Consider the following 22,893-nt stretch of genomic DNA (forward strand, 5'->3'; position numbering starts at 1 on the left):
GTCAGGCCTTTACAGTGTTGGATGGATACGTAGTCAGTTGTTGCGGGACGCCGCTGATGGAACCTGCGCCCATGGTCAGCACGACGTCGCCGTCGCGCGCCACGCTCATGATGGTGTCGGCCATGTCCTTCATGGACTCGACGAAAATCGGCTCGATCTTGCCGCGCGCGCGCAGCGCATGCGCCAGTGCGCGGCCGTCGGCGGCGACGATAGGCGCTTCGCCTGCCGCATACACTTCGGACAAGAGCAGCACGTCCGGCGCGCTGAGCACCTTGACGAAATCCTCGAACAGGTCGCGCGTGCGGCTGTAGCGGTGCGGCTGGAATGCCAGCACCAGGCGGCGGCCAGGATAGGCGGCGCGCGCGGCGGCCAGGGTGACTTCCGTTTCCACCGGATGGTGGCCGAAATCGTCGACCAGGGCGAAGCTTCCGCCGTTCGGCAGCGCCACGTCGCCATAGCGCGTGAAGCGCCGGCCGACGCCGGAAAACTCCGCCAGGCCCTGCTGCGTGGCGGCATCGGCGATGCCGATTTCGCGCGCGATGGCGATCGCCGAGCAAGCATTTTGCACATTGTGCATGCCCGGCTGGTTCAATACCACGTCGAGGTCGGGATAGCCTTCCTGCAGCACCGTGAAATGCATTTCCAGTCCCACGGCACGCGCATTGATGGCGCGCACTTCGGCGTCCTGCGCGAAGCCATAGGTGGTGACCGGCTTGGTCACGAACGGGATGATGGCGCGTACGTGCGGATCGTCGATGCACAGCATGGCGCGGCCATAGAAAGGCAGACGGTGCGTGAACTGCACGAACGCCTGCTTGAGCTTTTCGAAATCGTGCTCGTAGGTGTCCATGTGATCGGCGTCGATATTCGTGATCACTTCGATCATCGGCGTCAGGTTCAGGAACGAGGCGTCCGACTCATCGGCTTCGGCCACCAGGTAGTCGCCGGAACCGAGCTTGGCGTTCGCGCCGGCGCTGGTCAGGCGACCGCCGATGACGAAGGTAGGATCGAGGCCACCCTGCGCCAGCACCGAAGCGACCAAACTGGTCGTCGTCGTCTTGCCATGCGTGCCGGCGATCGCGATGCCACGTTTCAAACGCATCAATTCACCCAGCATCACGGCGCGCGGCACCAGCGGGATCTTGCGCGCACGCGCGGCCGCCACTTCCGGATTGTCTTGCGGGACGGCGCCCGACGTCACGACCGCATCGGCGTCGCCGATGTTCTCGGCCGCGTGGCCGAGCATGACAGTCGCGCCCAAGCTCGCCAGGCGCTGCGTCGCCGCATTGCTGCCCAGATCGGAGCCCGACACCTTGTAGCCCAGGTTGACCAGCACTTCGGCGATGCCGCTCATGCCGCTGCCGCCAATGCCGACAAAGTGGATATTGTTTACTTTATGCTTCACAGCGCTAACCTCATGCCAGTTTTTCCAATACGTTTGCGATCGCCTCATTGGCGTCGCGCTTGCCTGCTGCCAGGGCCGCCTGCGCCATCTGCTGGCAGCTGTCGCGCGTCAAGGACGCCAGCATTGCGCTCAGCGACGCCGGGCTCATTTCCGTCTGCGGCAAATGAATCGCCGCGCCTTGTTGCGCCATCCATTGCGCGTTGTCGCGCTGGTGGCTGGTGGTCGACGCCACCAGCGGCACGAGCACGCTGGCCACGCCGGCCGCCGTCAGTTCCGACAGGGTGATGGCGCCAGCGCGGCAAATCACCAGGTCGGCCTCGGTATATGCCTTGGCCATGTCGTCGATGAAGTCGACCACAGTGGCCTGCACGCCCGCTTGCGCATACGCGGCATGCAGGGCATCGATATTCTTCTTGCCCGACTGGTGCGTCACCAGCGGACGTTCGCCCTCCTGCATCAGGGCCAGCGCGGCGGGCAGATTGTCGTTCAGCGCTTTCGCGCCCAGGCTGCCGCCCACCACCAGGATGCGCAGCGGACCGCTACGTCCCGCGAACCGCAGCACCGGCGGCGCCATGGCCAGGATCTCGGCGCGCACGGGATTACCCGTGACGACGGCCTTGCCGGCGGCGCTGCCGAAATCGGCAGGAAAACCGAAACACACTTTCTGCGCCAGCGGCACCAAAGTCTTGTTCGACAGCAGCAGCGCAGCGTCGGCATTGACCAGCACCAGCGGCACGCCCTTCATGCGCGCCATCAGGCCGCCCGGCACGGTGACGTAGCCGCCCATGCCCATCACCACGTCCGGCTTGCGGCTGGCGATGAAGCGGCGGATGGCAAAGAAACTGGCCAGCATCTTGAAGCCGCCTTTGACCGTGTGCGCCAGGCCCTTGCCGCGCATGCCCGAGAACGCGATGGCGTCCATGGCGATGCCGCTTTTCGGCACCAGGTCCTGCTCCATGCCGTGGGTCGTGCCCAGCCAGCTCACTTCCCAGCCGCGCGCGCGCATGGTCTGCGCGATCGCCAGGCCCGGGAAAATATGGCCGCCGGTGCCGGCCGCCATGATCATCAGTCGTTTAGTCGGTTTCAAATTCTTTACGTCGCTCATAGCCGGCCTCCGCGCATCAGGATCCGGTTTTCGTAATCGATGCGCAGCAGGATCGCCAGGCCGATACAGTTAATCAGTACGCCCGTGCCGCCATAACTCATCAAAGGCAGGGTCAGGCCCTTGGTCGGCAACAGGCCCAAATTCACGCCCATGTTGATGAAAGTCTGCACGCCAATCCAGATGGCGATGCCTTTCGCCGTCAAGCCGGCAAAGGTCTGGTCGATGGCGATTGCCTGGCGGCCGATGTCAAACGCACGCTTGATAATCCAGTAGAACATGCCGATCACGATCAACACACCCACCAGGCCCAGTTCCTCGCCGATCACGGCCAGCAAGAAGTCCGTATGCGCCTCGGGCAGGTAGTGCAGCTTTTCCACGCTGCCGCCCAGGCCCACGCCAAACAGTTCGCCGCGCCCGAAGGCAATCAGCGAGTGCGTCAGCTGGTACGCCTTGTTCAGCGCATTGTCTTCCTGCCACGGATCGAGATACGCAAAAAACCGCTCGCGGCGGAATTTCGACAGGGCGATGATAGTGACGAAGATCGCCGTCAGCATGGCGCCGATGCCGCCGAACCAGATGGCATTGACGCCACCCAGGAACAGGATGCCCATGGCGATGCAGACGATCACGCCGAAGGCGCCCAGGTCGGGCTCCATCAGCAGCAGCAGGCCGACGAAACTGACGGCCAGCGCCATCGGCATGAAGCCCTTGGTCAGCTTATGCATGTATTCCTGCTTGCGCACCGTGTAATCGGCCGCGTACAGCACCATCACCACTTTCATCAGCTCGGACGGTTGCGGCCGCAGGCCCGGCAGGTTCAACCAGCGGCGACCGCCGTTGACCGATACGCCCAGGCCCGGTATCAGCACCATCACCAGCAGCACCAGGGTACCGATGAACAGCCATGGCGCCATCTTTTGCCAGGTGGCGATGCGGATGCGGAACACCAGCGCAGCGGCGATGATCGAGATGCCGATGAACAGCGCCTGGCGCACGACAAAATAATTGTTCGTATAGGCGGCAAACTTGCGCGCGTCCGACAGCGAGATCGAGGCCGAATACACCATCACCATGCCCAGCAACATGAGCAGCAGGACGACCCACACCAGCGGCTTGTCATAGTCCATCATCTTCGACTGCCGCGCGCGGCTATCCAGCGGCTTGGCAGCCGAGCCGGAACCGAAGCGGAAGGGCAGTTGGAAGGCCATCAGATATCCTGTCCGTTTTCCAGGGCGATGTCGCGTACGGCGTCGACAAATACCTGCGCGCGGTGCGCGTAGTTCTTGAACATGTCCAGGCTGGCGCAGGCGGGCGACAGCAGCACGGCATCGCCGGCCAGGGCAAGGCTGCTGGCGCGCTTGACCGCTTCCGGCAAGGTGGCGCAATCGACGATGTCCACGCCAGCCGGCTCCAGGGCCGCGCGCAGCGCAGGCGCATCGCGGCCGATCAGCACCACGGCACGCACGTAGCGCGACACGGGTTCAGCCAGCGGCGAGAAATCCTGCCCCTTGCCGTCACCGCCGGCGATCAGCACCAGGCGCTGTTCCGCGCCGCCAAATGCCTTGCCCAGGCCGAACAGCGCGGCCACTGTCGCGCCCACGTTGGTGCCCTTGCTGTCATCGTAGTATTCGACTTCATTGACGGCCGTGATCAGTTCCACCCGGTGCGGCTCGCCCTGGTATTCGCGCAAGCCATGCAGCAGCGGCGCGAACGGCAGGCCGATGGCGCGGCACAGGGCCAGCGCCGCCAGCGCATTCGAGGCATTGTGCTGGCCACGGATTTTCAGCGCATCGGCCGGCATCAGCTTCTTTGCCATCGTCGGCACCGGTTCCGGGGCCGGATCGTTCTTCCTGCGTTTTTTCTCGATGACTTCTTCACTGGGCACTGCTTGCGCCAGCCAGAAAATGCCCCGTTCATTGACCAGGCCAAAGCTGTCCACATCAAGCGGCTCGCTCGTGCCAAAGGTGATGATTTCGGTCAGCGGATCGGCCATGTGCATCACGGCAGCATCGTCGCGATTCAGGACGCGCACGGTCTGGTCGCCGAAGATGCGTGCCTTGTCGCTCGCATAGGAGGCCATGTCGCCGTGCCAATCCAGGTGATCCTGCGACAGATTCAATACCGTGGCCGCATCGGCCTGCAGGCTGAACGTCGTGTGCAGCTGGAAGCTGGACAGTTCCAGTATCCATGCTTGCGGCAAGGTGCTGGCGACGAGTTCCGCCGCTTCAGCTTCTGCATCGACCGGCGGCGGCGCCGGTTCCGCATCGAGCACCTCGCGCAGCACGTCCAGCGCGGCCGGGCTGATATTGCCGGCCACGCGCGTGGCCATGCCTGCGCGTTCGCACAGCAGGCCCACCAGGCTGGTCACCGTCGTCTTGCCGTTGGTGCCCGTGATGGCGATCACTTTCGGCGCATAGCCGCGCTCCGCCTTCAACGCCGTCAGCGCCTGCGCGAACAGTTCGATTTCTCCCCACACGGGGATGTTTTTTTCAGCAGCGGCAGGTGCAATCTGCGCCAGTTCGCGCTGCGGCGCCAGGCCGGGGCTGACGGCGACAAAATCCACGCCATCGAGCAGGTCGGCCGTGAACGCGCCAGCGATGAACTGCGCCTGCGGCACGGCGGCCTGCAGCGCGGCCAGGCGTTCAGGCGCCTCGCGCGTATCGGCCACGCGCACGATTGCCCCGCCGCGGGCCAGCCACAGGGCCATGGCCAGCCCCGACTCCCCGAGGCCCAGTACCAGTGCGGTTTTAGCGTCGTACATCATCAGCGCAGCTTCAAGGTGGTCAGGCCGAGCAGCACCAGCATCATGGTGATGATCCAGAAACGCACGACGACCTGCGTCTCTTTCCAGCCCTTTTGTTCAAAATGGTGATGCAGTGGCGCCATCAGGAAGACGCGGCGGCCAGCGCCATAACGCTTCTTGGTGTATTTGAACCAGACGACCTGGATGATCACGGACAGCGTTTCGACCACAAAAATGCCACCCATGATGAACAGGACGATTTCCTGGCGCACGATGACGGCGACGGTACCCAGTGCACCGCCCAGCGCCAGCGCGCCGACGTCGCCCATGAAGACCTTGGCGGGATGCGTGTTATACCAGAGGAAGGCCAGGCCGGAACCGGCCAGCGCGCCGCAGAAGATCACCAGCTCGCCGGCGCCCGGGATGTGCGGGATGAACAGGTAGCGCGCATACGTGGCGTTGCCCGTCAGGTAGGCGAACAGGCCCAGGGCCGTGCCCACCATCACGGTCGGCATGATGGCCAGGCCATCGAGACCATCGGTGAAATTGACGGCGTTGCTGGTGCCGACGATGACGCAGTAGGTCAGCGCGATGAAGCCCCACACGCCCAGCGGATAGCTGATGGTCTTGAAGAATGGCACGATCAGGTCGGCCTTGGGCGGCAGGTCCATGGCAAAGCCGGACTGCACCCAGGCGTAGATCAGGTTCCACACGTGGCCCGCGTCGGGCTCCGAGACGGAGACGGAAAACGCCAGGTAGAAGGCGGCGATGATGCCGATCAGCGACTGCCAGAAGTATTTTTCGCGTGAACGCATGCCTTCCGGATCCTGGTGCACCACCTTGCGGTAGTCGTCGGCCCAACCGACGGCGCCAAAGCCCAGGGTGACGATCAGCACGGGCCAGATGAAGCGGTTCGACAGGTCGGCCCACAGCAAGGTGGAAATGCCGATGGCGATCAAAATCAGCACACCGCCCATGGTCGGGGTGCCGTGTTTTTTCAGATGCGTTTGCGGGCCGTCCGTGCGCACGGCCTGGCCGACCTTCATGCGCGTGAGCATGCGGATCACGGCCGGACCGGCGCACAGGCCGATCAGGATGGCCGTCAGCGTCGCGAAGACGGCGCGGAAAGTGATGAAGTTAAAGACCCGCAATGGGCCAATGTCGTCCTGGAAATAATGAGCGAGCCAGAGCAGCATGATTAGTGAGTTTCCTTGTTATTGTTGTTTGAACCAATCAAATGCTGCACGGCCCGTTCCATTTTCATGAAGCGGGAGCCCTTGATCAATACTGTTGCATCCGAACGGCCGGACAAATGCGCATCGAGCGCCGCCAGCAAGCCGTCGAACTGTTCGAAATACTCCACGAGCGTGCCCGATTCCTGGCTTGCGGCCGCCTGCGCCGGATTCACCAGATGGCGCGCCAGGCCGCCCGTCGCCAGCACGTGTTCGATGCCTTTGGCGGCGGCGTAGGCGCCGATCTCTTCGTGGAACTGCTGCCCCTGCGTGCCGACTTCGCCCATCTCGCCCAGCACCAGGATGCGCGGTGCCGCGGCCTGCGCCAGCACATCGATGGCCGCGCGCGCCGAATCCGGATTGGCGTTATACGTGTCGTCGATGATGGTGGCGCCGTTGGCGGCACGTTTTTTCTGCAGGCGGCCGTTCACTGGCGCGAACGCCTCCAGGCCCTGCTTGATATGTTCGATGGCGATACCCGCGCCAACGGCGCACGCCACGGCCGCCAGCGCATTGCGCACATTATGGTCGCCCGCTGCCTGCAGGCCGACGAAGAACTGGCGCAAGCTGCCGTCCTGTGCGCGCACGCTGACGAACATGTCGCTGCCAAAATCCTCGGCCACGCGGTGCGTGCAGCTCACATCGGCGTCCTTTGACAGGCCGAAGGTGATGACGGCGCGCGCGCCGGCCAGCTCGCGCCACAGGGATGTGAATTCATCGCCATGCGGGAAGACGGCCACGCCGTCATGCGCCAGGGCTGCCAGCGCGGCGCCGTTTTCGCGCGCCACCGCTACCACCGTGTGCATGAATTCCTGGTGTTCGCGCTGCGCGTTGTTGACCATCGCCAGGGTCGGCGCGGCGATTGCCGCCAGGCGGGCGATTTCGCCAGGATGGTTCATGCCCATCTCGATGACGGCCGCCTTGTGCCCGGCGCTCAGGCGGAACAGGGTCAATGGCACGCCGATTTCATTATTCAGGTTGCCGCGCGTGGCCAGGCGGGCTTCTTCGCCAAAGGCCGCCGCCAGGATGGATGAAATCATCTCCTTGACGGTGGTCTTGCCGTTGCTGCCGGTGACGCCGATGACGGGCAGACTGAAACGGCCGCGCCAGTGATGGGCGATGCGGCCCAGCGCAACCAGGGTATCAGCCACCACGATGGCTGGCACCTTGCCGCTGTCCCAGCCTTCGGGCAGGCGCTCGACCACCACGGCGGCAACGCCGCGTGCAGCCACCTGGTCGAGGAAATCGTGGGCGTCGAAACTCTCACCACGCAGGGCGACGAACAGCGAGCCGGCTTGGGCGCTGCGGCTGTCGGTGGAGACGCCGTCAAAAACGGCGTCGCCCGTCAGTTGCGCGCCGTCCAGCGATGGCATCAGTTCTGTCAGGGTCGCGCGCATCAATTCGTCCTCATCATGGTCAGGCGCGCGGACAGGGCCAGCTGCGCATGGTCGGCATCGGAGAACGGCAGTTTCTTGCCCTTGATTTCCTGGTACGGCTCATGGCCCTTGCCCGCCAGCAGGATCACGTCCGGCTTGGCCGCGTGCTTGATGGCCGACAGGATGGCTGCGGCACGGTCTTCGATGGCCTGCGGCTGCGGGCCGTCTGCACGCATGCCGGCGACGATCTGCGCGATGATGGCGTGTGGGTCTTCGCTGCGCGGATTGTCACTGGTGACCAGCACGTGATCGGCCAGCTGCGCGATGGCGCCCATCTGCGGACGCTTGCCCGGATCGCGGTCGCCGCCGCAGCCAAACACGCACCACAGCTGGCCACCCCGTTCCTGCGCCACCTGGCGCAAGGCTGCCAGGGTTTTTTCCAGCGCGTCCGGCGTATGCGCGTAATCGATGACGACCATCGGCGCTTCCTGTCCACCCACCTGCTGCATGCGGCCGGGAGCCGGCTGCAGGGATTCGATGCCGTCAATGGCGGCGCGCAGGCCGGTGCCATGCGCCAGCAAGGCGCCCAGCACGGCCAACGCATTGCTGATATTGAAGTGGCCAACCAGCTGCGTCTTGACCAGCGCCACGCCCAGCGCGCATTCCAGGTGGAAGTCGGTACCGGCATTGCGGCTGCGAAACTGGCTGGCGCGCAGCATCAGCACGCCCGGCAAATCGGGCTGGCTGGCCGCATCCTGCAAGGTATAGCCGATGACCGGATACTCGCCTGCCAGCTTGCCGTCAACGTGCGCCGCCAGACGCAGGCCCATGGCGTCGTCCAGGTTGATGACAGCCGTTTTCAGGCCAGGCCAGTCGAACAGCTTGACTTTGGCCGCCTCGTAGGTGGCCATGTCGCCGTGGTAATCAAGATGGTCGCGCGTCAGGTTGGTAAACATGGCAACATCAAAATGCATGCCGGCCGCGCGCTCCTGGTCCAGGCCAATCGACGACACTTCGATGGCAACAGCCTTGGCGCCAGCGTCGCGCATGGCGGCGAGTTTACGCGCCAGCAGCACCGCGTCGGGCGTGGTGTAGCCGGTGACGTCGAAGTCGATCTCGCCGCGCGGCTTGCACAGGCCCACGCCCAGCGTACCGATGACGGACGAGGTTTCACCGAGGCGCGCCAGTGCCTGCGCCAGCCACAACGCGCAGGATGTCTTGCCATTCGTGCCCGTCACGCCAGCGCTGAACATGGCGCTATCGGGCATGCCGTAAAAGGCGTGGGCGACAGGGCCTGCCAGGCGTTTCAGGTCGCTGACCAGCAGATGCGGCACATTCCATGCGGCGTTCCACTCAACGGCATCATGCACGATGGCGGCGGCGCCCTGCAGGATGGCGGTGTCGATGAATTGGGTGGCGCCCGCGTAGGCAAAAAACACGTCGCCGCGCTGCACGCGGCGCGAATCGGACGTCAGCTGCCCGGACGGGGCAGCCGCTTTGATCCACAAACTGATGTCTTGTATGGTCATGAGTGACTTCACATGGCCTCCGGGCCGGCATTGGCCGGGACCACGATTTCGGTAACGGAGGAATCGGGCGGTACGTTCATCGCGCGCAGCGCGTTGGTCGCAATCGCCGCGAAAGCGGGAGCGGCAACCTGGCCGCCATAGTGGGCAGCGCCAGTCGGTTCATCGATCATCACGGCAATGATGAAGCGCGGCGCCGACATCGGCACCATGCCCACGAAAGAGCCGATGTATTTGCGCGGCATCGCGTAACGGCCGTTTTCCACTTTGTAGGCGGTACCCGTCTTGCCGCCGACGCGGTAGCCGGCGACCTGGGCGCGCTTGGCCGAGCCGTGCGCGCCGGAGACCACAAGTTCGAGCATGGCGCGCATTTCGGCGGCCGTCTTCGGCTTGATCACTTGCTGGCCCACGGGCAGCTCATTGACCTTCTGGAATGACAGGGGAATCGTGTCGCCATCGCGCGCGAACATCATGTAGGAGCGCGCCAGCTGGATCAGCGAGACGGAAATGCCGTTACCGTAGCTCATGGTCGCCTGTTCCACCGGGCGCCACGATTTGTACGGACGCACGCGGCCGGCCACAGCACCGGGGAAGCCCCATTTCGGCTGCTGGCCGAAGCCCACCTTGGTAAACATTTCCCACATTTCCTGCGACGGCATGCCCAGCGCGATTTTCGAAGTGCCGATGTTCGACGACATTTCGATAATCTCGGAGACATTGATCACGCCGTGCGGCTTGGTGTCGGTAATCGTCCGGTCGGCGATGGTGTAGCGGCCCGGCCCCGTATCGATCAGGGTAGTCGGCTTGACGCGGCCCGTGTCGAGCGCCAGCGAGACCGTGATCGGTTTCAGGGTCGAACCGGGTTCAAACGTATCAGTCATGACGCGGTTACGCAGCTGCTGTCCCGTGAGCTTGCGGCGGTCGTTCGGGTCGTAGCTGGGGTAATTGGCCAGGGCCAGCACTTCGCCCGTGTGCACGTCGAGCACAACGGCGCCGCCAGCCTTGGCGTTGAACTTTTCCACCGCTTCCTTCAATTGCGTGAAGGCGATGTACTGGATCTTGCTGTCGACGGACAGGGTCAGGTCCTTGCCGTCATGCGGTTCGTGGATGAAGCCGATGTCTTCGACGATATGTCCCAGGCGGTCCTTGATCACGCGGCGACTGCCGGTGGTGCCGACGAGGGTTTTCTGCTGCGCCAGTTCCATGCTTTCCTGGCCCACGTCTTCCACGTTGGTAAAGCCCACCACGTGGGTCATCACTTCGCCCTGCGGATAAAAGCGCTTGTATTCCTTGCGCTCGTCGATGCCGTCGATGCCCAGCTTGGAGATTTTGTCAGCCACGTCCATCTCGACCTGACGTTTCAAGTAAACAAAGCTGCGGTCCGAATCGAGCTTCTTGCGCAATTCGTTGACATTCATTTCCAGCAGGCCGGCCAGCGCGTTGATTTTCTCAGGCGACGCTTGCAGCACGTCGTCGGGAATGGCCCAAATGGCTTTCACGGGCACGGAAGAGGCCAGCACCTGGCCGTTGCGGTCGGTGATCTTGCCGCGCGTGGCCGGCAGCTCCAGCGTGCGCTCGTAGCGCGCCTTGCCCTGCTTTTGCAAAAACTGCGTCGACACGCCCTGTAGCCACAGGGCGCGCGCGCCCAGGCCGGCGAAAGCGAAGAACAGCAGGAACAGCACGACGCGCGAACGCCAGACGGGCAGACGCACTGCCAGTACGGGGTTCTTCGAGAATGGCACGCCTTTCGATGCAGCCACCCGGCCGTTGCTGTTACCGCCCAACTTCATTATTCACCCTCCGTCAGGTATTGCGTACGCGCCGCCGTCAGCGGCGTCATGCTCAGATCGCGCCGTGCAATCGATTCGATGCGTTCGTGCTTGCCCAGGGTAGACTGGTCCAGTTGCAGCTGCGCCCAGTCGATATCGAGCTGGCGCGACAGCGCTTGCGCGCGTTCCAGGTCGATCAGCAGGTGGCGCGCCTGGTACTGCGCGTTCACCAGCGACAGGCCGCAGCACACCAGCAGGGCCGACAGCACGACACTGAGCTTGCCAGTCATCGGGCGCCGCCATTTGCAGGGGCAAGCAACGGCAGACGCTGCGCCACGCGCATCACGGCCGAACGCGAACGGGGATTCCCCTCGATCTCGGCGTCGGACGGCTTCATCTTCAAAATCAGCTTCATTTCCGGCTGCGGCAAGTCCACCGCGCGGATCGGCAGGCGGCGGTCAGGCTGCTCCACGTTTGCCTTCGAGGCGAAGAAGCGCTTGACCATGCGGTCTTCCAGCGAATGAAAACTGATCACGGCCATGCGCGCGCCAGGTGCCAGGCAGGCATACGCCTGATTCAGACCGATCTCGAGATCCTCGAGCTCTTTGTTAATGAAAATGCGTATGGCCTGAAAGGTGCGGGTAGCGGGGTCCTTACCCTTCTCGCGGGTCTTGACGGCGCCTGCCACGATGCTGGCAAGCTGTCGTGTGCTTGAAATTGGCTGGACTGCCCGGCCAGCAACAATCGCCTTTGCAATCTGAAAAGCAAACCGTTCTTCCCCATAATCGCGTATCACTTTCTCTAAATTCTGCTCGGTTTCCACCGCCAGCCATTCGGCTGCGGAGATGCCGCGCGTGGTATCCATGCGCATGTCCAGCGGTCCGTCGTTGCGGAAGCTGAAACCGCGCGCAGCATCATCGACCTGCGGCGACGAGATGCCCAGGTCGAGCAGGATGCCGTCCACCTGTTGCACGCCGCGCGCGGCCAGGCTGGCCGTCATGGTGGCAAAGCTGTCGTGAACGATGTCAAAGCGGGGGTCGCCGATCTGTTCGGCCGTGGCGATGGCTTGCAAATCCTTGTCGAAGCCGATCAGGCGCGCATCGGCAGCCAGGCGCGACAGGATCAATCGGCTATGCCCGCCGCGGCCAAACGTGCCATCGACATAAATGCCGTGCGCGCGGTCGCCCGACAGGTCGAGCGCATCGACCGCTTCATCGAGCAGCACCGTGCGATGCTGAAATTCCGGCACCGTGAGTTGTGTCATTACGGAGCCTTAGAAAGAAAAATTGGAAAGTACATCGGGGGTGCCGGCATCGATCGCCTGCTGTTCTTTGTCGGCCAACTTGCCGGCATCCCATATTTCAAAGTGACTGCCCATGCCGATCATCATGACTTCGCGCGACAGCCCCACGGCGTTGCGCAATTCGGGCGAGATCAGCACGCGGCCGGCCGAGTCCAGCTCGACGTCAACGGCGTTGCCGAGGAAGATGCGCTGCCAGGCGCGCGCCGACATGGGCCAGGCGGCGATTTGCTGGCGGTGGCTTTCCCACACGGGACGGGGGAAAAACAGCAGGCAGCCATCGGGGTGTTTGGTCAGGGTCAAACGGCCTTCGCATTGAATCGCCAGCGCGTCACGGTGCTTGGCAGGGATAGACATCCTGCCTTTGGCATCGAGATTGATTGCGGACGCGCCTTGAAACACGGAAGACCTTTTTTGAGCTTGAGTTGCGACGCTTGTGCATCACGATGGAAAGGGAAAATTTCCCACAAAAACACACTTTTTCACACAGTTGCCCACTTTAGAGGAAGCAAAGATAGTGGTCAAGCGGTTTCCGATTGGCAAAACAGGAATTTTATTAATGAAATTAAGGACTTAGCGCATATCGTTGAAGGAGTCTCAAATAAAAATATATCGATAAATTAGATACTTATGAAAGATAGTGAATGTGCTACCTCATCTGCACACATGTGTTTTCCTACCGTAAACATCGAAAAAAACGAAATCAAAAAATTGAATTTTTTACAGTTAGTTGACACATGACAATAGTTTCGTCATCCAGGCACAACAACAATCAGTCGCCGCAAAAGACTAGGCTTACGGCAAAAAAAATTCGTCCATGGCGCGTATCGGCCCTGTTTTCCGGGGCTGGCCTGTCGCGGGAAAATTATTTTTGCAATGCAGCAATTAATTAAGACAAGGAAACTTTAACCAATTGTTCACTTTTAGTTGTATATACAACTTTATCTTAACTGCTATACTTTTAGAAACAAAAAAAGCCCCGTTGCGGGGGCTTTTTGGTGGCGCGCAGCAGGCAAATCGCTGCGGCCGATACGCTCCCCCGGCAAGCCAGGGAGCAGAATTCAAGTGAAGCAGGCCGGTAGGCCGGATTTTGTTACGGCACCTTCCCTTGCAGGTTGGCGCTATGACAGTCATTCCTCTAGGCGCCAGATTACTCGGGCGCTCAAGCTTTCTACCCGCACGCTCCGCGAGCAGCATCATCGCGTGCCTATTTGAAATTGCACCAGGTGGAGGTTACCGCGTTTCACCGTAACTTAATACGCTCGTCTCTGTGGCCCTATTCCTCGCCTTATACTCCCCCGGCATACAAGTACGCCAGGTCGGCTTTCAGCGGACGGCCGTTAACCGTCACCCCGCTCTATGGAGTCCGGACCTTCCTCCCGCCAGCGCATTGCTGCGCCGGCCAGCGACTGTCTGGCCTGCTTCACCCGCCATTGTACCGCGCCGCAGCATGTTTCTGCAAAAGGCCTGTGCACGCCCCTCGTCGCCCCCGGCCCGGGGGATTGTGTAATTCTGTGTCGCCATTTCAAAAGCCGGGCCAAATCGGCTCACATAGAATGAGGCAAGCTGCTTGCATGCAAGCGCATGCGCACCGCTTGCCCCACTTCTTTGCCACCCCACTAGAATATAAAGAGCCGAACATGACGCAACAATCCCGTACCGGCGGCCAGATCCTGGTCGATGCCCTGCAGATCCATGGTGTCGACACCGCCTTTGGCGTGCCTGGCGAAAGCTACCTGGACGTGCTCGACGCCCTGCACGATTCGGGCATCCGCTTCATCATCAACCGTCAGGAAGGCGGCGCCGCCTTCATGGCCGAAGCCTACGGCAAGCTGACGGGCAAGCCAGGTATCTGCTTCGTCACGCGCGGACCGGGCGCCACCAATGCCTCGATCGGCGTGCACACGGCTTACCAGGATTCCACGCCGATGATCCTGTTCATCGGCCAGGTGGGCAATGATTTCGTCGACCGCGAAGCGTTCCAGGAAATCGACTACCGCCGCATGTACGGCCAGATGGCCAAGTGGGTGGCGCAGATCGACCGCGCCGAGCGCATCCCCGAATACCTGGCGCGCGCCTTCCAGGTCGCCACTAGCGGCCGCCCCGGCCCTGTCGTGCTGGCCCTGCCGGAAGACATGCTCATTTCCATGGCGACTGTCGCCGACACGCGCGCCTACCAGCCCGTGCAGGCGGCGCCATCAAACGCCCAGCTGCAGCAGCTGCGCAGCATGCTGGCCGCCGCAAAACAGCCGCTGGTGTTGCTGGGCGGCACCACCTGGACGCCGCAGGCGTGCGCCGATCTGCAACAGTTCGCGGAAAGCAACTACTTGCCCGTCGCCTGCGCCTTCCGCTTCCAGGACTTGCTCGACAATGCACACCCGAACTACATCGGCGACGTCGGCATCGGCATCAACCCGAAACTGGCCGCGCGCGTGAAAAATGCCGACCTGGTCATCGCCATCGGCCCGCGCCTGGGCGAAATGACGACGGGCGGCTACACCCTGTTCGACTCGCCCGTACCACGCCAGCGCCTGGTGCACATCCATACGGATGCCGAGGAACTGGGCAGCGTTTACCAGGCCGAGCTGATGATCAACAGCGGCATGCCGCAAGTCTGCGCCATGCTGGCCACCATGGACCCCGTCGACGCTTCCGCATGGAAACATACGCCGGCCGAAGCCAAGGCCGAGCTGGCCGCCTACCAGCAGCGCCCACCCATCTTCCAGGATGGCCAGGCACCGCTGGATCTGTGGCAAGTGACACAGGAGATCATGGCGCAGGCGCCCCCAGACACCATCCTGACGAACGGCGCCGGCAATTACGCCTCGTGGGCGCACCGCTTCTACCGCTACGGCGGCATGCGCACGCAGCTGGCGCCAACCAACGGCGCCATGGGCTATGGCGTGCCGTCCGGCGTGGCGGCCAAGATCGTGCATCCGGAGCGCACCGTGATCACCTTTGCCGGCGATGGCGAATACATGATGAATGGCCAGGAACTGGCCACCGCCGTGCAATACCAGGCGGGCGTGGTCATTATCGTCTTCAACAACCAGATGTTTGGCACCATCCGAATGCACCAGGAACGCGATTACCCGGGCCGCGTCTCGGGCACGACCCTGCACAACCCGGATTTTGCGGCGCTGGCGCAAGCGTATGGCGCGCATGGCGAAGTGGTGAATACGACAGAAGAGTTCGTCCCTGCCCTGCAGCGGGCGCTGGCGCACGCCAAGGCGCACAACTTGCCGGCCCTGATCGAGCTGCGCTACGACGGCAACCTGATCACGCCGAACGCCACCCTGGCCACCATCCGCGCCACGGCGGAAAAGGCGCAGGCGGGAAAATAAGCCGCTTGCAAGGCAAGAAATAACAAAGGCCCGGTCGATACCGGGCCTTTCCTTTTTGACAGCGGCAATCGCTCAGGCAGCAGGCACTGGCGCGTTTTCCTCGGCAGGCACTGCCTCGGCGGGCGCTTCCGGCACCGGCGGGCATGGCGTGCAATTTTTCAGGGGACGGCCAAAATCGCGCACGCGGCTCAGTTTCATGGGCATGCGCACGTTGCCGCCGCAGTAATCGCCTTCCAGGGTCAGGGTCTGTCCATCCCTGGAAAACTTGCCGACGATGGTGCGTTCTTCGCTATCGGCGCCGGCGATGGTGAAGTCGAAGGCGCCCGTCGCGGCGTCCAGGTTGACGTCGTTGGCCACGATAGGCCAGCTCAGCGCGCCAGCCGTAAATTCATAGATGACGGAATCGGCCTCGGCAAAGCGGTGCAGGGTCACGCGCTGGCCGCCGATTTCGCCGCTATCCTTTTGCAGGCACAGATCCGAATAGACGGCCACGCCGTAGCGCTCCAGTCCGGCCGGCTTCTTGCCCTTGACGGCGGCGAAAGCGGCACCCGTGACGCTGGCGAATAACAACGCGGCCAGCAGAATAGGCAGGCGCGGCGAGGTGTATGAATACATGACATTCCTTTACTTGAGTAACGGCGCCATTATAACTGGCGCCGCCCATGCAAAAACGCGCCGCCAGGACTAGCCTGGAGACGCGTTTTCTTGCTTATCAACATCCCCGAAGGGATGCTGGCAGCGGTACTAAGCTTCGCTTGCGCGAATATTAGAACGAGTGACGAACACCAACGTTGAACGCTTGGTCGCCCGAACCAACATTGCTGTTGTTACCAACGGTGTAACCAGCGTTGTTTTTGTTCGAGATCTTGGCGTACGAAGCGTAGGTGCTGGTGCGCTTCGACAGAGCGTACGAGTAGCCCACTGCGAACTGGTTCGCATCGGCGTTCGAGCTGTTTTTGTCGTTGACGTGGATGATCGAAGCCATCACGGTGCCGGCTGGACCAACTGGTACGGTTGCGCCGATCAGGGCGGTGGTGCTGTCGTTGGTCAGACCACCGGTCGATGCGATGTTGAACAAGTTACCAGCGTTGGCGTTGTTACGGGTCGAGCTGTTGTCGCCTTTGTTGACGCCGTATGCAACATACGCTTTCGCTACTGCGAAGTCGTAGTTAGCAGCTGCCAGCCAGTTGCGTGCGCTACCTGGCGAAACAACCGAACCAGCGATGCCAACTTGGTCGTTGGACGTGGTGTTGTAAGCAACACGTGCGTTCAAAGGACCGTTAGCGTAGCCAACCGATGCGCCCATTTGGCGACCGATTTTGCTCGATACCAGGCTCTCTTGGCCGTTGTTGGCGGCGCTGTAAGCGACGTCAGCATCGAAACCACTGAAGTTTGGCGAGGTGTACAGCACGGTGTTGCTGGTACGGGTGGTGTTCGCTGGGAACAAGTTCTTGGCGGAACCAGCGTAGCCAGCTGCGAATGGATCAGCAACTTTCGACAGGGTGTTGTACCAAGGGGTGTATTGACGACCCAGGGTTACAGTACCAGCCGTTTTGCTGCTCAGGCCAACGTAGGCTTGACGACCAAACAGCGCTTCACCTTCTTGCGAACCGGTATCAACTTTGAAACCCGATTCCAGAACGAACAGTGCCGACAGGCCGCTGCCCAGATCTTCGGTGCCTTTGAAGCCGATACGCGAAGCCGAAGCAACGCCGCTATCGATTTTGTTGACGGTGCCGGCTTTGCCGCCGCGCTCGCTGACGAAACCAGCGTCAACGGTACCGTAGATAACAACGCTCGATTGAGCTTGGGCTACGCCAGTGGCTGCTGCCAGGACTGCCAGGGTGATCAGAGTTTTTTTCATTGCGATTTCCTTTAATTTTTGAAGCAAAAAGTAATACAGCCTATGCATCTCGAGCTGCGCTCTAGCAGAGCGCTTTTTATGAGTGAGGGCAAGGTCTCCACCTGCCACATTGCTGTTCCGGTCAGGGGAACATTCATATCGGTATCGGCACGCTATTGCACCGATAAGCTTGAAGGCTGCATAACGACCGTCATTCGTGCGCCGGTTCGGTGCTCAGAGGGCACCGGAATCGGCACTATAACGACCGTTTCACATTCCATCAAGTTCCAACATGTTACTTCCGGTACCAGGCCAGGTGCTTTTACAGGCATCCCGACCATCGCCAACCGTACTACGCGACAGAGCCAGTGCCCCTTGCCAACCAATGCATTGGCCTGATTGACCATTCCATCATAACGCATGGCTTGCTGGCACCCGTTGTATAAGTGCAACAGTATCAGGCGCATGATTAAAACGTCAACATGCTTTACCCATCATTTGCCCTCCAAGACTTACGCGACAAAGCGCACAATTTGTCAGGTGATAATGGATAAACGGAACGAAGCATACACGGCATCGCCAATGTTTGCTGCCGGATACCCAAAAATGGGAAATAATGCGCCCTGTTTTGGTGCGTTGCCGCATTATTCAGGGGCGTAGGCGCAAATTCGCACGTCGGTATACGCATCCAAAAAATAGCCAGAGTGATAATGAAATTACTGACTTTCCGGTAATTTAAATTGCTCACATAGAAATGTTTTCCATGTTTTGCCATGCATGCGCCAGCGACCCGATAGCAACGGATGAGGACGACTCTTGCTTGCAAATTGCGCATCAGTTGAAACAATTTCTTACAATGTTGCCTTCTCAATATTTTGACAAATATGTGTCAAAAAAACGACATATTGATCGAAATCAAGTTTTTCACTGCTCAATTTCACACAATTTACTTTTTCTTTTTTTGATTTTTTGCTGAGAAGCATCAAAAAACAAGCTTAGCGCTGGCTTGCGCGCCGGAGCAGGCGCATGAAACCACCGAGCAGCGGCAGTTTTTCATACAATTCTTCCGCCGCATCCCAATAATCGCGGTGCAAGACCACCCGCCCCTGCGTATCGAAGCGCACATGTGTTGCGCCACGAATACATTGTTCGCCAGATACCAGGCGTTTCATGCGGAAACGAAACTCCCACGTCAGGAAGGCTTGCGCCCCCTGCCCGAGGCTTTCCAGCACGACAAACCTCGGCGCATCGACTTGCACGAACATGTGCTCGAAGATGGCCAGGATGGCGGCCTGCCCCACCACCTCATTGAACGGGTCCTTGAAATGGGCGTCCGGCGCGTACACGGCGCCCAGCTGGGCCAGGCTCTCGATGCTCAGATGCTCGTAAAACGCCACCAGGCGCGCCAGCGCGCCTTGCGTCTGCCCCGCATCCTGCATGCTTGCGTTCATAGGCCCGTCACCTTGCGGATCAGCCAAAAATAGGCCCGGTACGGCAACAGCCGCGCCAGGCGCAGGGTATTCGTGAACCGTTTGGGAAAGTGGATGTGAAACTGGCCCCGCTCGATGCCGTCGAGCATGGCGGCGGCCGCGTCGTGCGCCGTCATCAGGGCAGGCATCTTGAAATCATTGTCCGCCGTCAGGGGTGTGTCGACAAAACCGGGATTGATTTGATACACATCAATCCCGCGGCCATGCAAATCCAGGTACAGCGACTCCGTCAGGTTGATCAGCGCGGCCTTGCTGGTGCCGTACGCGAGCGCTTTCGGCAAGCCGCCATAGCCGGCCACCGAGGCGACGATGCCGATGCCGCCGCAGCCCTGGCGCAACAGCCACGGCAAGGCCTGCTCCAGGCAATTGAAGACGCCGCCCACATTCAGGGCCAGCAAGCCCTGCGCCGCTTCCAGGTCGAAACTATCGGCGCGCATGGCCTGATAGCCGCCAGCGACTACCAGTATCAGGTCGATATGCGTCCACTGCTGCTGCAAGTCCGCGCAGACGGCCCGCATCTGCACGGGCTGGGTGATATCGAGCGGCCATGCCTGCGCCAGCGGCTGCCCCTCGCACAGTTGCTCAAGGCTGGCGCGATGGCGGGATGACAAGGCCACGCTGGCGCCCTGCTCCAGCAGCAAGGTGGCGCATGCGGCACCGATGCCGCTGGAAGCGCCGATAATCCACACGCGCTTGCCGGCCCAACTGGTAATCTTGCGATTCATGAGGCCGCCTGTTGACATGGGGTGGCGCCATCGGTGCTGAACCCACTATTGCTATATATATGTTGCAAGGGCGCGCGCCACAGCAGCAACGCCGCCAGCAGCTTCAAGGCGCAGGGCAGCAAGGCGTAGGCCGCCGACAGGGCAGGCAAGCCTTTGCTGCTGCCCGGCACATAGCCAAGCCAGGCCAGCAGGGGCAAGGCGATGCCGGCCGCCAGCGCCAGGCTCATTTGCACACCCCAGTTCCACCAGCCAAAATACGCCGCTTCGTGCCGGCCGGCATGCCCCGTCGCGCCGATCAGCCCCGCCAGCAGGGCCGGCGGCAAGGCCAGGTCGGCGCCCAGCGCCAGGCCCGACAGCAGGCAGATGCTGGCAAAGCCCCAGGCGGCGCCTGCGCCCAGTCCATAGGCCCAGACAAACACGCTGGCGGCCAGCAGCATGGCGCCGCCCCAGGCGCGCGCCTCGCCAAAGCGGCGCGCCAGGGCCACCCACAAGGGCATCGAAGCGGCTGCCGCGCAAAAATACACGATCAGGAAGGGTCCGGCGTAATGCCCCAGGCGCAGATAATCGCCGGCAAAGAACAGGAACAGGGTGGCAGGGATGGCGGCGGCCACGCCATTGACGAGCAGGACGGCGAATAGCCAGCGGAACGCGCGCTGGCGCAAAGGGACTTTCCAGCCACCGCCGGCGACCACGTCCCCGGCACTGCGCAAGGCAGGCCGCGGTGCGCGCGCCAGCAGCAGCGCGCCTGTGGCCAGCAGGCAGGCGGCAAAGGCCAGCGACAAGCCGTCATAGCCAAGCACGGAAGTCAGCCCCGCCGCCAGGATCACGCCGAGCAAGCCGCAGCCTTCGCGCACGGCCGCCACTCGCGCCCGCTGCGCACGCGCCTGGCTCAGGGCCGCGCCCCAGCTCTGGTGCGCGATGCCGGCCAGGCCATAGGCGCCATACACGAGCAGCAAGGCGGCCAGGAACCAGGCCAGGGTGGCCCCATGCGACAGCGATGGCGGATGAAACAGGGCGCCAAAGCCCAGCAGCAACAACGGTAGCGCGGCACCGATATATACGGCATAGCTGCGCCCGCCGCGCGCCATCCAGGCGCCCAGGGCCGGGTCGATGAAGGCGGCGGCGATGCGGGCCGCCAGCAGTACGGCGCCGATCTGCGCCAGATCAAGACTGCTGCGCTGCGCATAAAACGGCGCAACATATATATAGATAGGCAGCGCCAGCATGGCCAACGGCAAGCCGAACAGGCCATAACTGAACAAGGCCGGCAAGCTCAAAGCGCTAGCCCCGGCAGTCATGGCAGCGGCGCCGCATGCTGCAACAGCGCGCCGCGCAGCTTCGGCGCCATCGACTCGGGCGACAGCCAGATGGCAAAGAAGGCGCGCGCAAAGTCGCCATCGCTCACGTCAGCCAGCATCTTGCCATCGAGATAAAAGCGCACGCCGGGTGCGATGCCGGCCCGGTAGGCGCCCGCGATGCGCTGGTCTTCCTTGACGTCAGGAAAGATACGCTGCATGGTGGCCAGCCACGCCAGGCGCTGCGCCTCGGTGCCCGCGCCTATCTTCTGCATCTGTTCATAGCTGGCCCCGGCGATCTTCTTGCCGTCGAGTGCGCGCGCGTAGCGCAATTCCAGCACAAAAGGCGCCGTTGCCGACGCCGCACCCTGGTAGCCCTGCGTGCCCACCCACAGTTGCGCGCGATAAATACGCATGCCGAACCACGTGTATTCGCCTTCCCCCGCCAGGCGCGCTTCGGGCACGTCGGCGGCGATAAAGGCAGGCGGCGCGGCCACGGCGCCGGACATGCTCAACGACAGCACAACAGCGGCAAGCAAGCGGCGCATGGTCAGTCCTTGATCAGGGTAAATTGCATCACATCCGTGTTGTGCGCCTGGAAAGCGGCCTCGCAATAGGCCAGGTAAAACTCCCAGGTCAGCAGGAAGCGGCCGTCGAAACCCTGTTTTTCCAGCGCCGTGCGCTGGGCCAGGAAGCTGGCGCGCCACTGGCGCAGGGTTTCTGCATAGTCGAGGCCAAAGCTGAAGGCATCCACCACGCGCAAGCCCTGCGCCTCGGCGGCGCGACGAAACTCGGCTGGCGATGGCAGCATGCCGCCCGGGAAAATGTATTGCTGGATGAAATCCGTGCTCTTGCTGTAGCGCTCGAACAAGGCATCGGCGATGACGATGGTCTGGATGCAGGCCCGTCCACCTGGCTTCAGGTTGCGCGCCACGCACTCGAAATAGCCGGGCCAGTAGCTTTGCCCCACGGCTTCGAACATCTCGATCGAGGCGATGGCGTCGTACTGGCCGCGGCTGTCGCGGTAGTCGCACAGTTGCAAATCGGCCTGCGACGCCAGCCCCGCGTCCTGCAGGCGCTGGCGCGCATACGCCAGTTGTTCGGTCGACAAGGTTAAACCCGTCACGTGGGCGCCGTAGTCACGCGCCGCCGTTTCTGCAAAGCCGCCCCAGCCGCAGCCGATTTCCAGCACGCGCTGGCCCAGCTGCGGCTGCAGATGCAGCTGGCCGGCGATGCGCGCGTATTTCGCCGCTTGCGCCTCTTCCAGGCTGGCGCCTACACTGAACAGTGCGCTCGAATACGTCATCGACGGGTCCAGCCACAGCTGATAAAAGGCGTTGCCGATGTCGTAATGGGCATGGATATTTTTCTTGCTGCCGGCGCGTGAATTGCGGTTGAGCAAATGCCTGACTTTGTACAGCAGGTTGCCCCACCAGTTGCCGTAGATCAGAGACTCGATCTGCGCGCGGTTGCGTACCATCAATTCGATCAAGCCCGGCAAATTGTCGGTGCGCCAGTCGCCCGCGATAAACGTTTCGGCAAAGCCGATGTCGCCCGAGCGCAGCACAGCCGCACACAAGCGCCAGTTGTGCAAGTCCAGGGTGACGGGGTGGCTGCCGTCGCCGTACAGCAAGATACGGCCATCGGGCGTGCGCAAGCGCAAGGCGCCATATTGCAATTTGTCCAGCAGGCGCACAATCATGCGCGCGGTGGCGGGCATGTCCAGGTGCATGTGGTCGA

Annotated in this window: 19 protein-coding genes and 1 other RNA gene; 1 reads left to right on the forward strand and 19 read right to left on the reverse strand. The window is 62.0% G+C overall.

Annotated features, from left to right (window positions below; genetic code table 11):
• Position 1 precedes the first annotated feature (1 nt).
• The 12 genes from murC to rnpB all read right to left on the reverse strand — a co-directional run bounded on the left by murC (position 2) and on the right by rnpB (position 13,881).
• On the reverse strand, positions 2–1,405 hold the full coding sequence (gene murC, locus ACQ4WP_RS08820; RefSeq protein WP_436519739.1) for a UDP-N-acetylmuramate--L-alanine ligase: 1,404 nt from the start codon (positions 1,403–1,405) through the stop codon (positions 2–4).
• A 10-nt stretch (positions 1,406–1,415) separates the two neighbouring features.
• Positions 1,416–2,510: an undecaprenyldiphospho-muramoylpentapeptide beta-N-acetylglucosaminyltransferase gene (gene murG / locus ACQ4WP_RS08825; protein ID WP_436519741.1), complete on the reverse strand. Its 1,095-nt coding sequence runs from the start codon at positions 2,508–2,510 to the stop codon at positions 1,416–1,418.
• The gene (gene ftsW, locus ACQ4WP_RS08830) at positions 2,507–3,718 is read right to left on the reverse strand and encodes a putative lipid II flippase FtsW (RefSeq protein WP_436519743.1); all 1,212 of its coding nucleotides are present in this window, start codon (positions 3,716–3,718) and stop codon (positions 2,507–2,509) included. The genes murG and ftsW overlap by 4 nt, the downstream gene beginning before the upstream one ends.
• Positions 3,718–5,274 (reverse strand): UDP-N-acetylmuramoyl-L-alanine--D-glutamate ligase, encoded by a 1,557-nt coding sequence (gene murD / locus ACQ4WP_RS08835; RefSeq protein WP_436519745.1) that lies wholly within the window; start codon positions 5,272–5,274, stop codon positions 3,718–3,720. Before murD ends, ftsW begins: the two co-directional genes overlap by 1 nt.
• A complete protein-coding gene (mraY, locus tag ACQ4WP_RS08840; protein ID WP_102120156.1) occupies positions 5,274–6,449 on the reverse strand; it encodes a phospho-N-acetylmuramoyl-pentapeptide-transferase in 1,176 nt (391 codons plus the stop codon). Before mraY ends, murD begins: the two co-directional genes overlap by 1 nt.
• Before the next feature lie 2 nt (positions 6,450–6,451).
• A complete protein-coding gene (locus ACQ4WP_RS08845; RefSeq protein ID WP_436519748.1) occupies positions 6,452–7,882 on the reverse strand; it encodes a UDP-N-acetylmuramoyl-tripeptide--D-alanyl-D-alanine ligase in 1,431 nt (476 codons plus the stop codon).
• Positions 7,882–9,390: a UDP-N-acetylmuramoyl-L-alanyl-D-glutamate--2,6-diaminopimelate ligase gene (locus ACQ4WP_RS08850; RefSeq protein ID WP_436519750.1), complete on the reverse strand. Its 1,509-nt coding sequence runs from the start codon at positions 9,388–9,390 to the stop codon at positions 7,882–7,884. Before ACQ4WP_RS08850 ends, ACQ4WP_RS08845 begins: the two co-directional genes overlap by 1 nt.
• Before the next feature lie 8 nt (positions 9,391–9,398).
• On the reverse strand, positions 9,399–11,177 hold the full coding sequence (locus ACQ4WP_RS08855; RefSeq protein WP_436506255.1) for a peptidoglycan D,D-transpeptidase FtsI family protein: 1,779 nt from the start codon (positions 11,175–11,177) through the stop codon (positions 9,399–9,401).
• Positions 11,177–11,446 (reverse strand): cell division protein FtsL, encoded by a 270-nt coding sequence (gene ftsL / locus ACQ4WP_RS08860; protein ID WP_071325289.1) that lies wholly within the window; start codon positions 11,444–11,446, stop codon positions 11,177–11,179. Before ftsL ends, ACQ4WP_RS08855 begins: the two co-directional genes overlap by 1 nt.
• Complete coding sequence (gene rsmH, locus ACQ4WP_RS08865; RefSeq protein WP_436519752.1) at positions 11,443–12,420, reverse strand: 16S rRNA (cytosine(1402)-N(4))-methyltransferase RsmH; 978 nt, start codon at positions 12,418–12,420, stop codon at positions 11,443–11,445. Before rsmH ends, ftsL begins: the two co-directional genes overlap by 4 nt.
• A gap of 9 nt (positions 12,421–12,429) precedes the next feature.
• On the reverse strand, positions 12,430–12,858 hold the full coding sequence (gene mraZ, locus ACQ4WP_RS08870; protein ID WP_436519754.1) for a division/cell wall cluster transcriptional repressor MraZ: 429 nt from the start codon (positions 12,856–12,858) through the stop codon (positions 12,430–12,432).
• Positions 12,859–13,519: 661 nt separating this feature from the next.
• Positions 13,520–13,881: RNase P RNA component class A (gene rnpB, locus ACQ4WP_RS08875), an RNA gene on the reverse strand.
• 215 nt (positions 13,882–14,096) lie between these two features.
• On the opposite strand from rnpB, the gene ACQ4WP_RS08880 reads away from it, so the two are divergent.
• A complete protein-coding gene (locus ACQ4WP_RS08880; RefSeq protein ID WP_436519756.1) occupies positions 14,097–15,800 on the forward strand; it encodes a thiamine pyrophosphate-binding protein in 1,704 nt (567 codons plus the stop codon).
• A gap of 72 nt (positions 15,801–15,872) precedes the next feature.
• Here ACQ4WP_RS08880 and ACQ4WP_RS08885 read toward each other — a convergent pair whose 3' ends face one another.
• The 7 genes from ACQ4WP_RS08885 to ACQ4WP_RS08915 all read right to left on the reverse strand — a co-directional run bounded on the left by ACQ4WP_RS08885 (position 15,873) and on the right by ACQ4WP_RS08915 (position 22,873).
• The gene (locus ACQ4WP_RS08885) at positions 15,873–16,415 is read right to left on the reverse strand and encodes a hypothetical protein (protein ID WP_436519758.1); all 543 of its coding nucleotides are present in this window, start codon (positions 16,413–16,415) and stop codon (positions 15,873–15,875) included.
• Between the two features lie 151 nt (positions 16,416–16,566).
• Positions 16,567–17,664 carry a porin gene (locus tag ACQ4WP_RS08890; protein ID WP_436519760.1) on the reverse strand — a complete coding sequence of 366 codons (1,098 nt, stop codon included), beginning with the start codon at positions 17,662–17,664 and terminating at the stop codon, positions 16,567–16,569.
• Positions 17,665–18,638: 974 nt separating this feature from the next.
• Positions 18,639–19,094, reverse strand: a complete 456-nt coding sequence (locus ACQ4WP_RS08895; protein ID WP_436519762.1) for a nuclear transport factor 2 family protein — start codon at positions 19,092–19,094, stop codon at positions 18,639–18,641.
• Positions 19,091–19,858, reverse strand: coding sequence for an SDR family NAD(P)-dependent oxidoreductase (locus tag ACQ4WP_RS08900; RefSeq protein ID WP_436519764.1), 768 nt, complete (start codon positions 19,856–19,858; stop codon positions 19,091–19,093). Before ACQ4WP_RS08900 ends, ACQ4WP_RS08895 begins: the two co-directional genes overlap by 4 nt.
• Positions 19,855–21,156 carry an MFS transporter gene (locus tag ACQ4WP_RS08905; RefSeq protein ID WP_436519766.1) on the reverse strand — a complete coding sequence of 434 codons (1,302 nt, stop codon included), beginning with the start codon at positions 21,154–21,156 and terminating at the stop codon, positions 19,855–19,857. The genes ACQ4WP_RS08900 and ACQ4WP_RS08905 overlap by 4 nt, the downstream gene beginning before the upstream one ends.
• The gene (locus ACQ4WP_RS08910; protein WP_436519768.1) at positions 21,153–21,701 is read right to left on the reverse strand and encodes a chalcone isomerase family protein; all 549 of its coding nucleotides are present in this window, start codon (positions 21,699–21,701) and stop codon (positions 21,153–21,155) included. Before ACQ4WP_RS08910 ends, ACQ4WP_RS08905 begins: the two co-directional genes overlap by 4 nt.
• A gap of 2 nt (positions 21,702–21,703) precedes the next feature.
• Positions 21,704–22,873 carry a class I SAM-dependent methyltransferase gene (locus tag ACQ4WP_RS08915; RefSeq protein WP_436520107.1) on the reverse strand — a complete coding sequence of 390 codons (1,170 nt, stop codon included), beginning with the start codon at positions 22,871–22,873 and terminating at the stop codon, positions 21,704–21,706.
• Positions 22,874–22,893: the final 20 nt, after the last annotated feature.

Source organism: Janthinobacterium lyxosi (genome assembly GCF_051380665.1).
Taxonomy (GTDB): domain Bacteria; phylum Pseudomonadota; class Gammaproteobacteria; order Burkholderiales; family Burkholderiaceae_D; genus Janthinobacterium.

Bases quoted from the DNA above. Each gene is read 5' to 3' on its own strand.
- murG (WP_436519741.1), bottom strand. From the start codon at position 2,510: ATGAGCGACGTAAAGAATTTGAAACCGACTAAACGACTGATGATCATG.
- ftsW (WP_436519743.1), bottom strand. From the start codon at position 3,718: ATGGCCTTCCAACTGCCCTTCCGCTTCGGTTCCGGCTCGGCTGCCAAG.
- murD (WP_436519745.1), bottom strand. From the start codon at position 5,274: ATGATGTACGACGCTAAAACCGCACTGGTACTGGGCCTCGGGGAGTCG.
- mraY (WP_102120156.1), bottom strand. From the start codon at position 6,449: ATGCTGCTCTGGCTCGCTCATTATTTCCAGGACGACATTGGCCCATTG.
- ACQ4WP_RS08845 (WP_436519748.1), bottom strand. From the start codon at position 7,882: ATGCGCGCGACCCTGACAGAACTGATGCCATCGCTGGACGGCGCGCAA.
- ACQ4WP_RS08850 (WP_436519750.1), bottom strand. From the start codon at position 9,390: ATGACCATACAAGACATCAGTTTGTGGATCAAAGCGGCTGCCCCGTCC.
- ACQ4WP_RS08855 (WP_436506255.1), bottom strand. From the start codon at position 11,177: ATGAAGTTGGGCGGTAACAGCAACGGCCGGGTGGCTGCATCGAAAGGC.
- ftsL (WP_071325289.1), bottom strand. From the start codon at position 11,446: ATGACTGGCAAGCTCAGTGTCGTGCTGTCGGCCCTGCTGGTGTGCTGC.
- rsmH (WP_436519752.1), bottom strand. From the start codon at position 12,420: ATGACACAACTCACGGTGCCGGAATTTCAGCATCGCACGGTGCTGCTC.
- ACQ4WP_RS08880 (WP_436519756.1), top strand. From the start codon at position 14,097: ATGACGCAACAATCCCGTACCGGCGGCCAGATCCTGGTCGATGCCCTG.
- ACQ4WP_RS08885 (WP_436519758.1), bottom strand. From the start codon at position 16,415: ATGTATTCATACACCTCGCCGCGCCTGCCTATTCTGCTGGCCGCGTTG.
- ACQ4WP_RS08890 (WP_436519760.1), bottom strand. From the start codon at position 17,664: ATGAAAAAAACTCTGATCACCCTGGCAGTCCTGGCAGCAGCCACTGGC.
- ACQ4WP_RS08895 (WP_436519762.1), bottom strand. From the start codon at position 19,094: ATGAACGCAAGCATGCAGGATGCGGGGCAGACGCAAGGCGCGCTGGCG.
- ACQ4WP_RS08900 (WP_436519764.1), bottom strand. From the start codon at position 19,858: ATGAATCGCAAGATTACCAGTTGGGCCGGCAAGCGCGTGTGGATTATC.
- ACQ4WP_RS08905 (WP_436519766.1), bottom strand. From the start codon at position 21,156: ATGACTGCCGGGGCTAGCGCTTTGAGCTTGCCGGCCTTGTTCAGTTAT.
- ACQ4WP_RS08910 (WP_436519768.1), bottom strand. From the start codon at position 21,701: ATGCGCCGCTTGCTTGCCGCTGTTGTGCTGTCGTTGAGCATGTCCGGC.
- ACQ4WP_RS08915 (WP_436520107.1), bottom strand. From the start codon at position 22,873: ATGCCCGCCACCGCGCGCATGATTGTGCGCCTGCTGGACAAATTGCAA.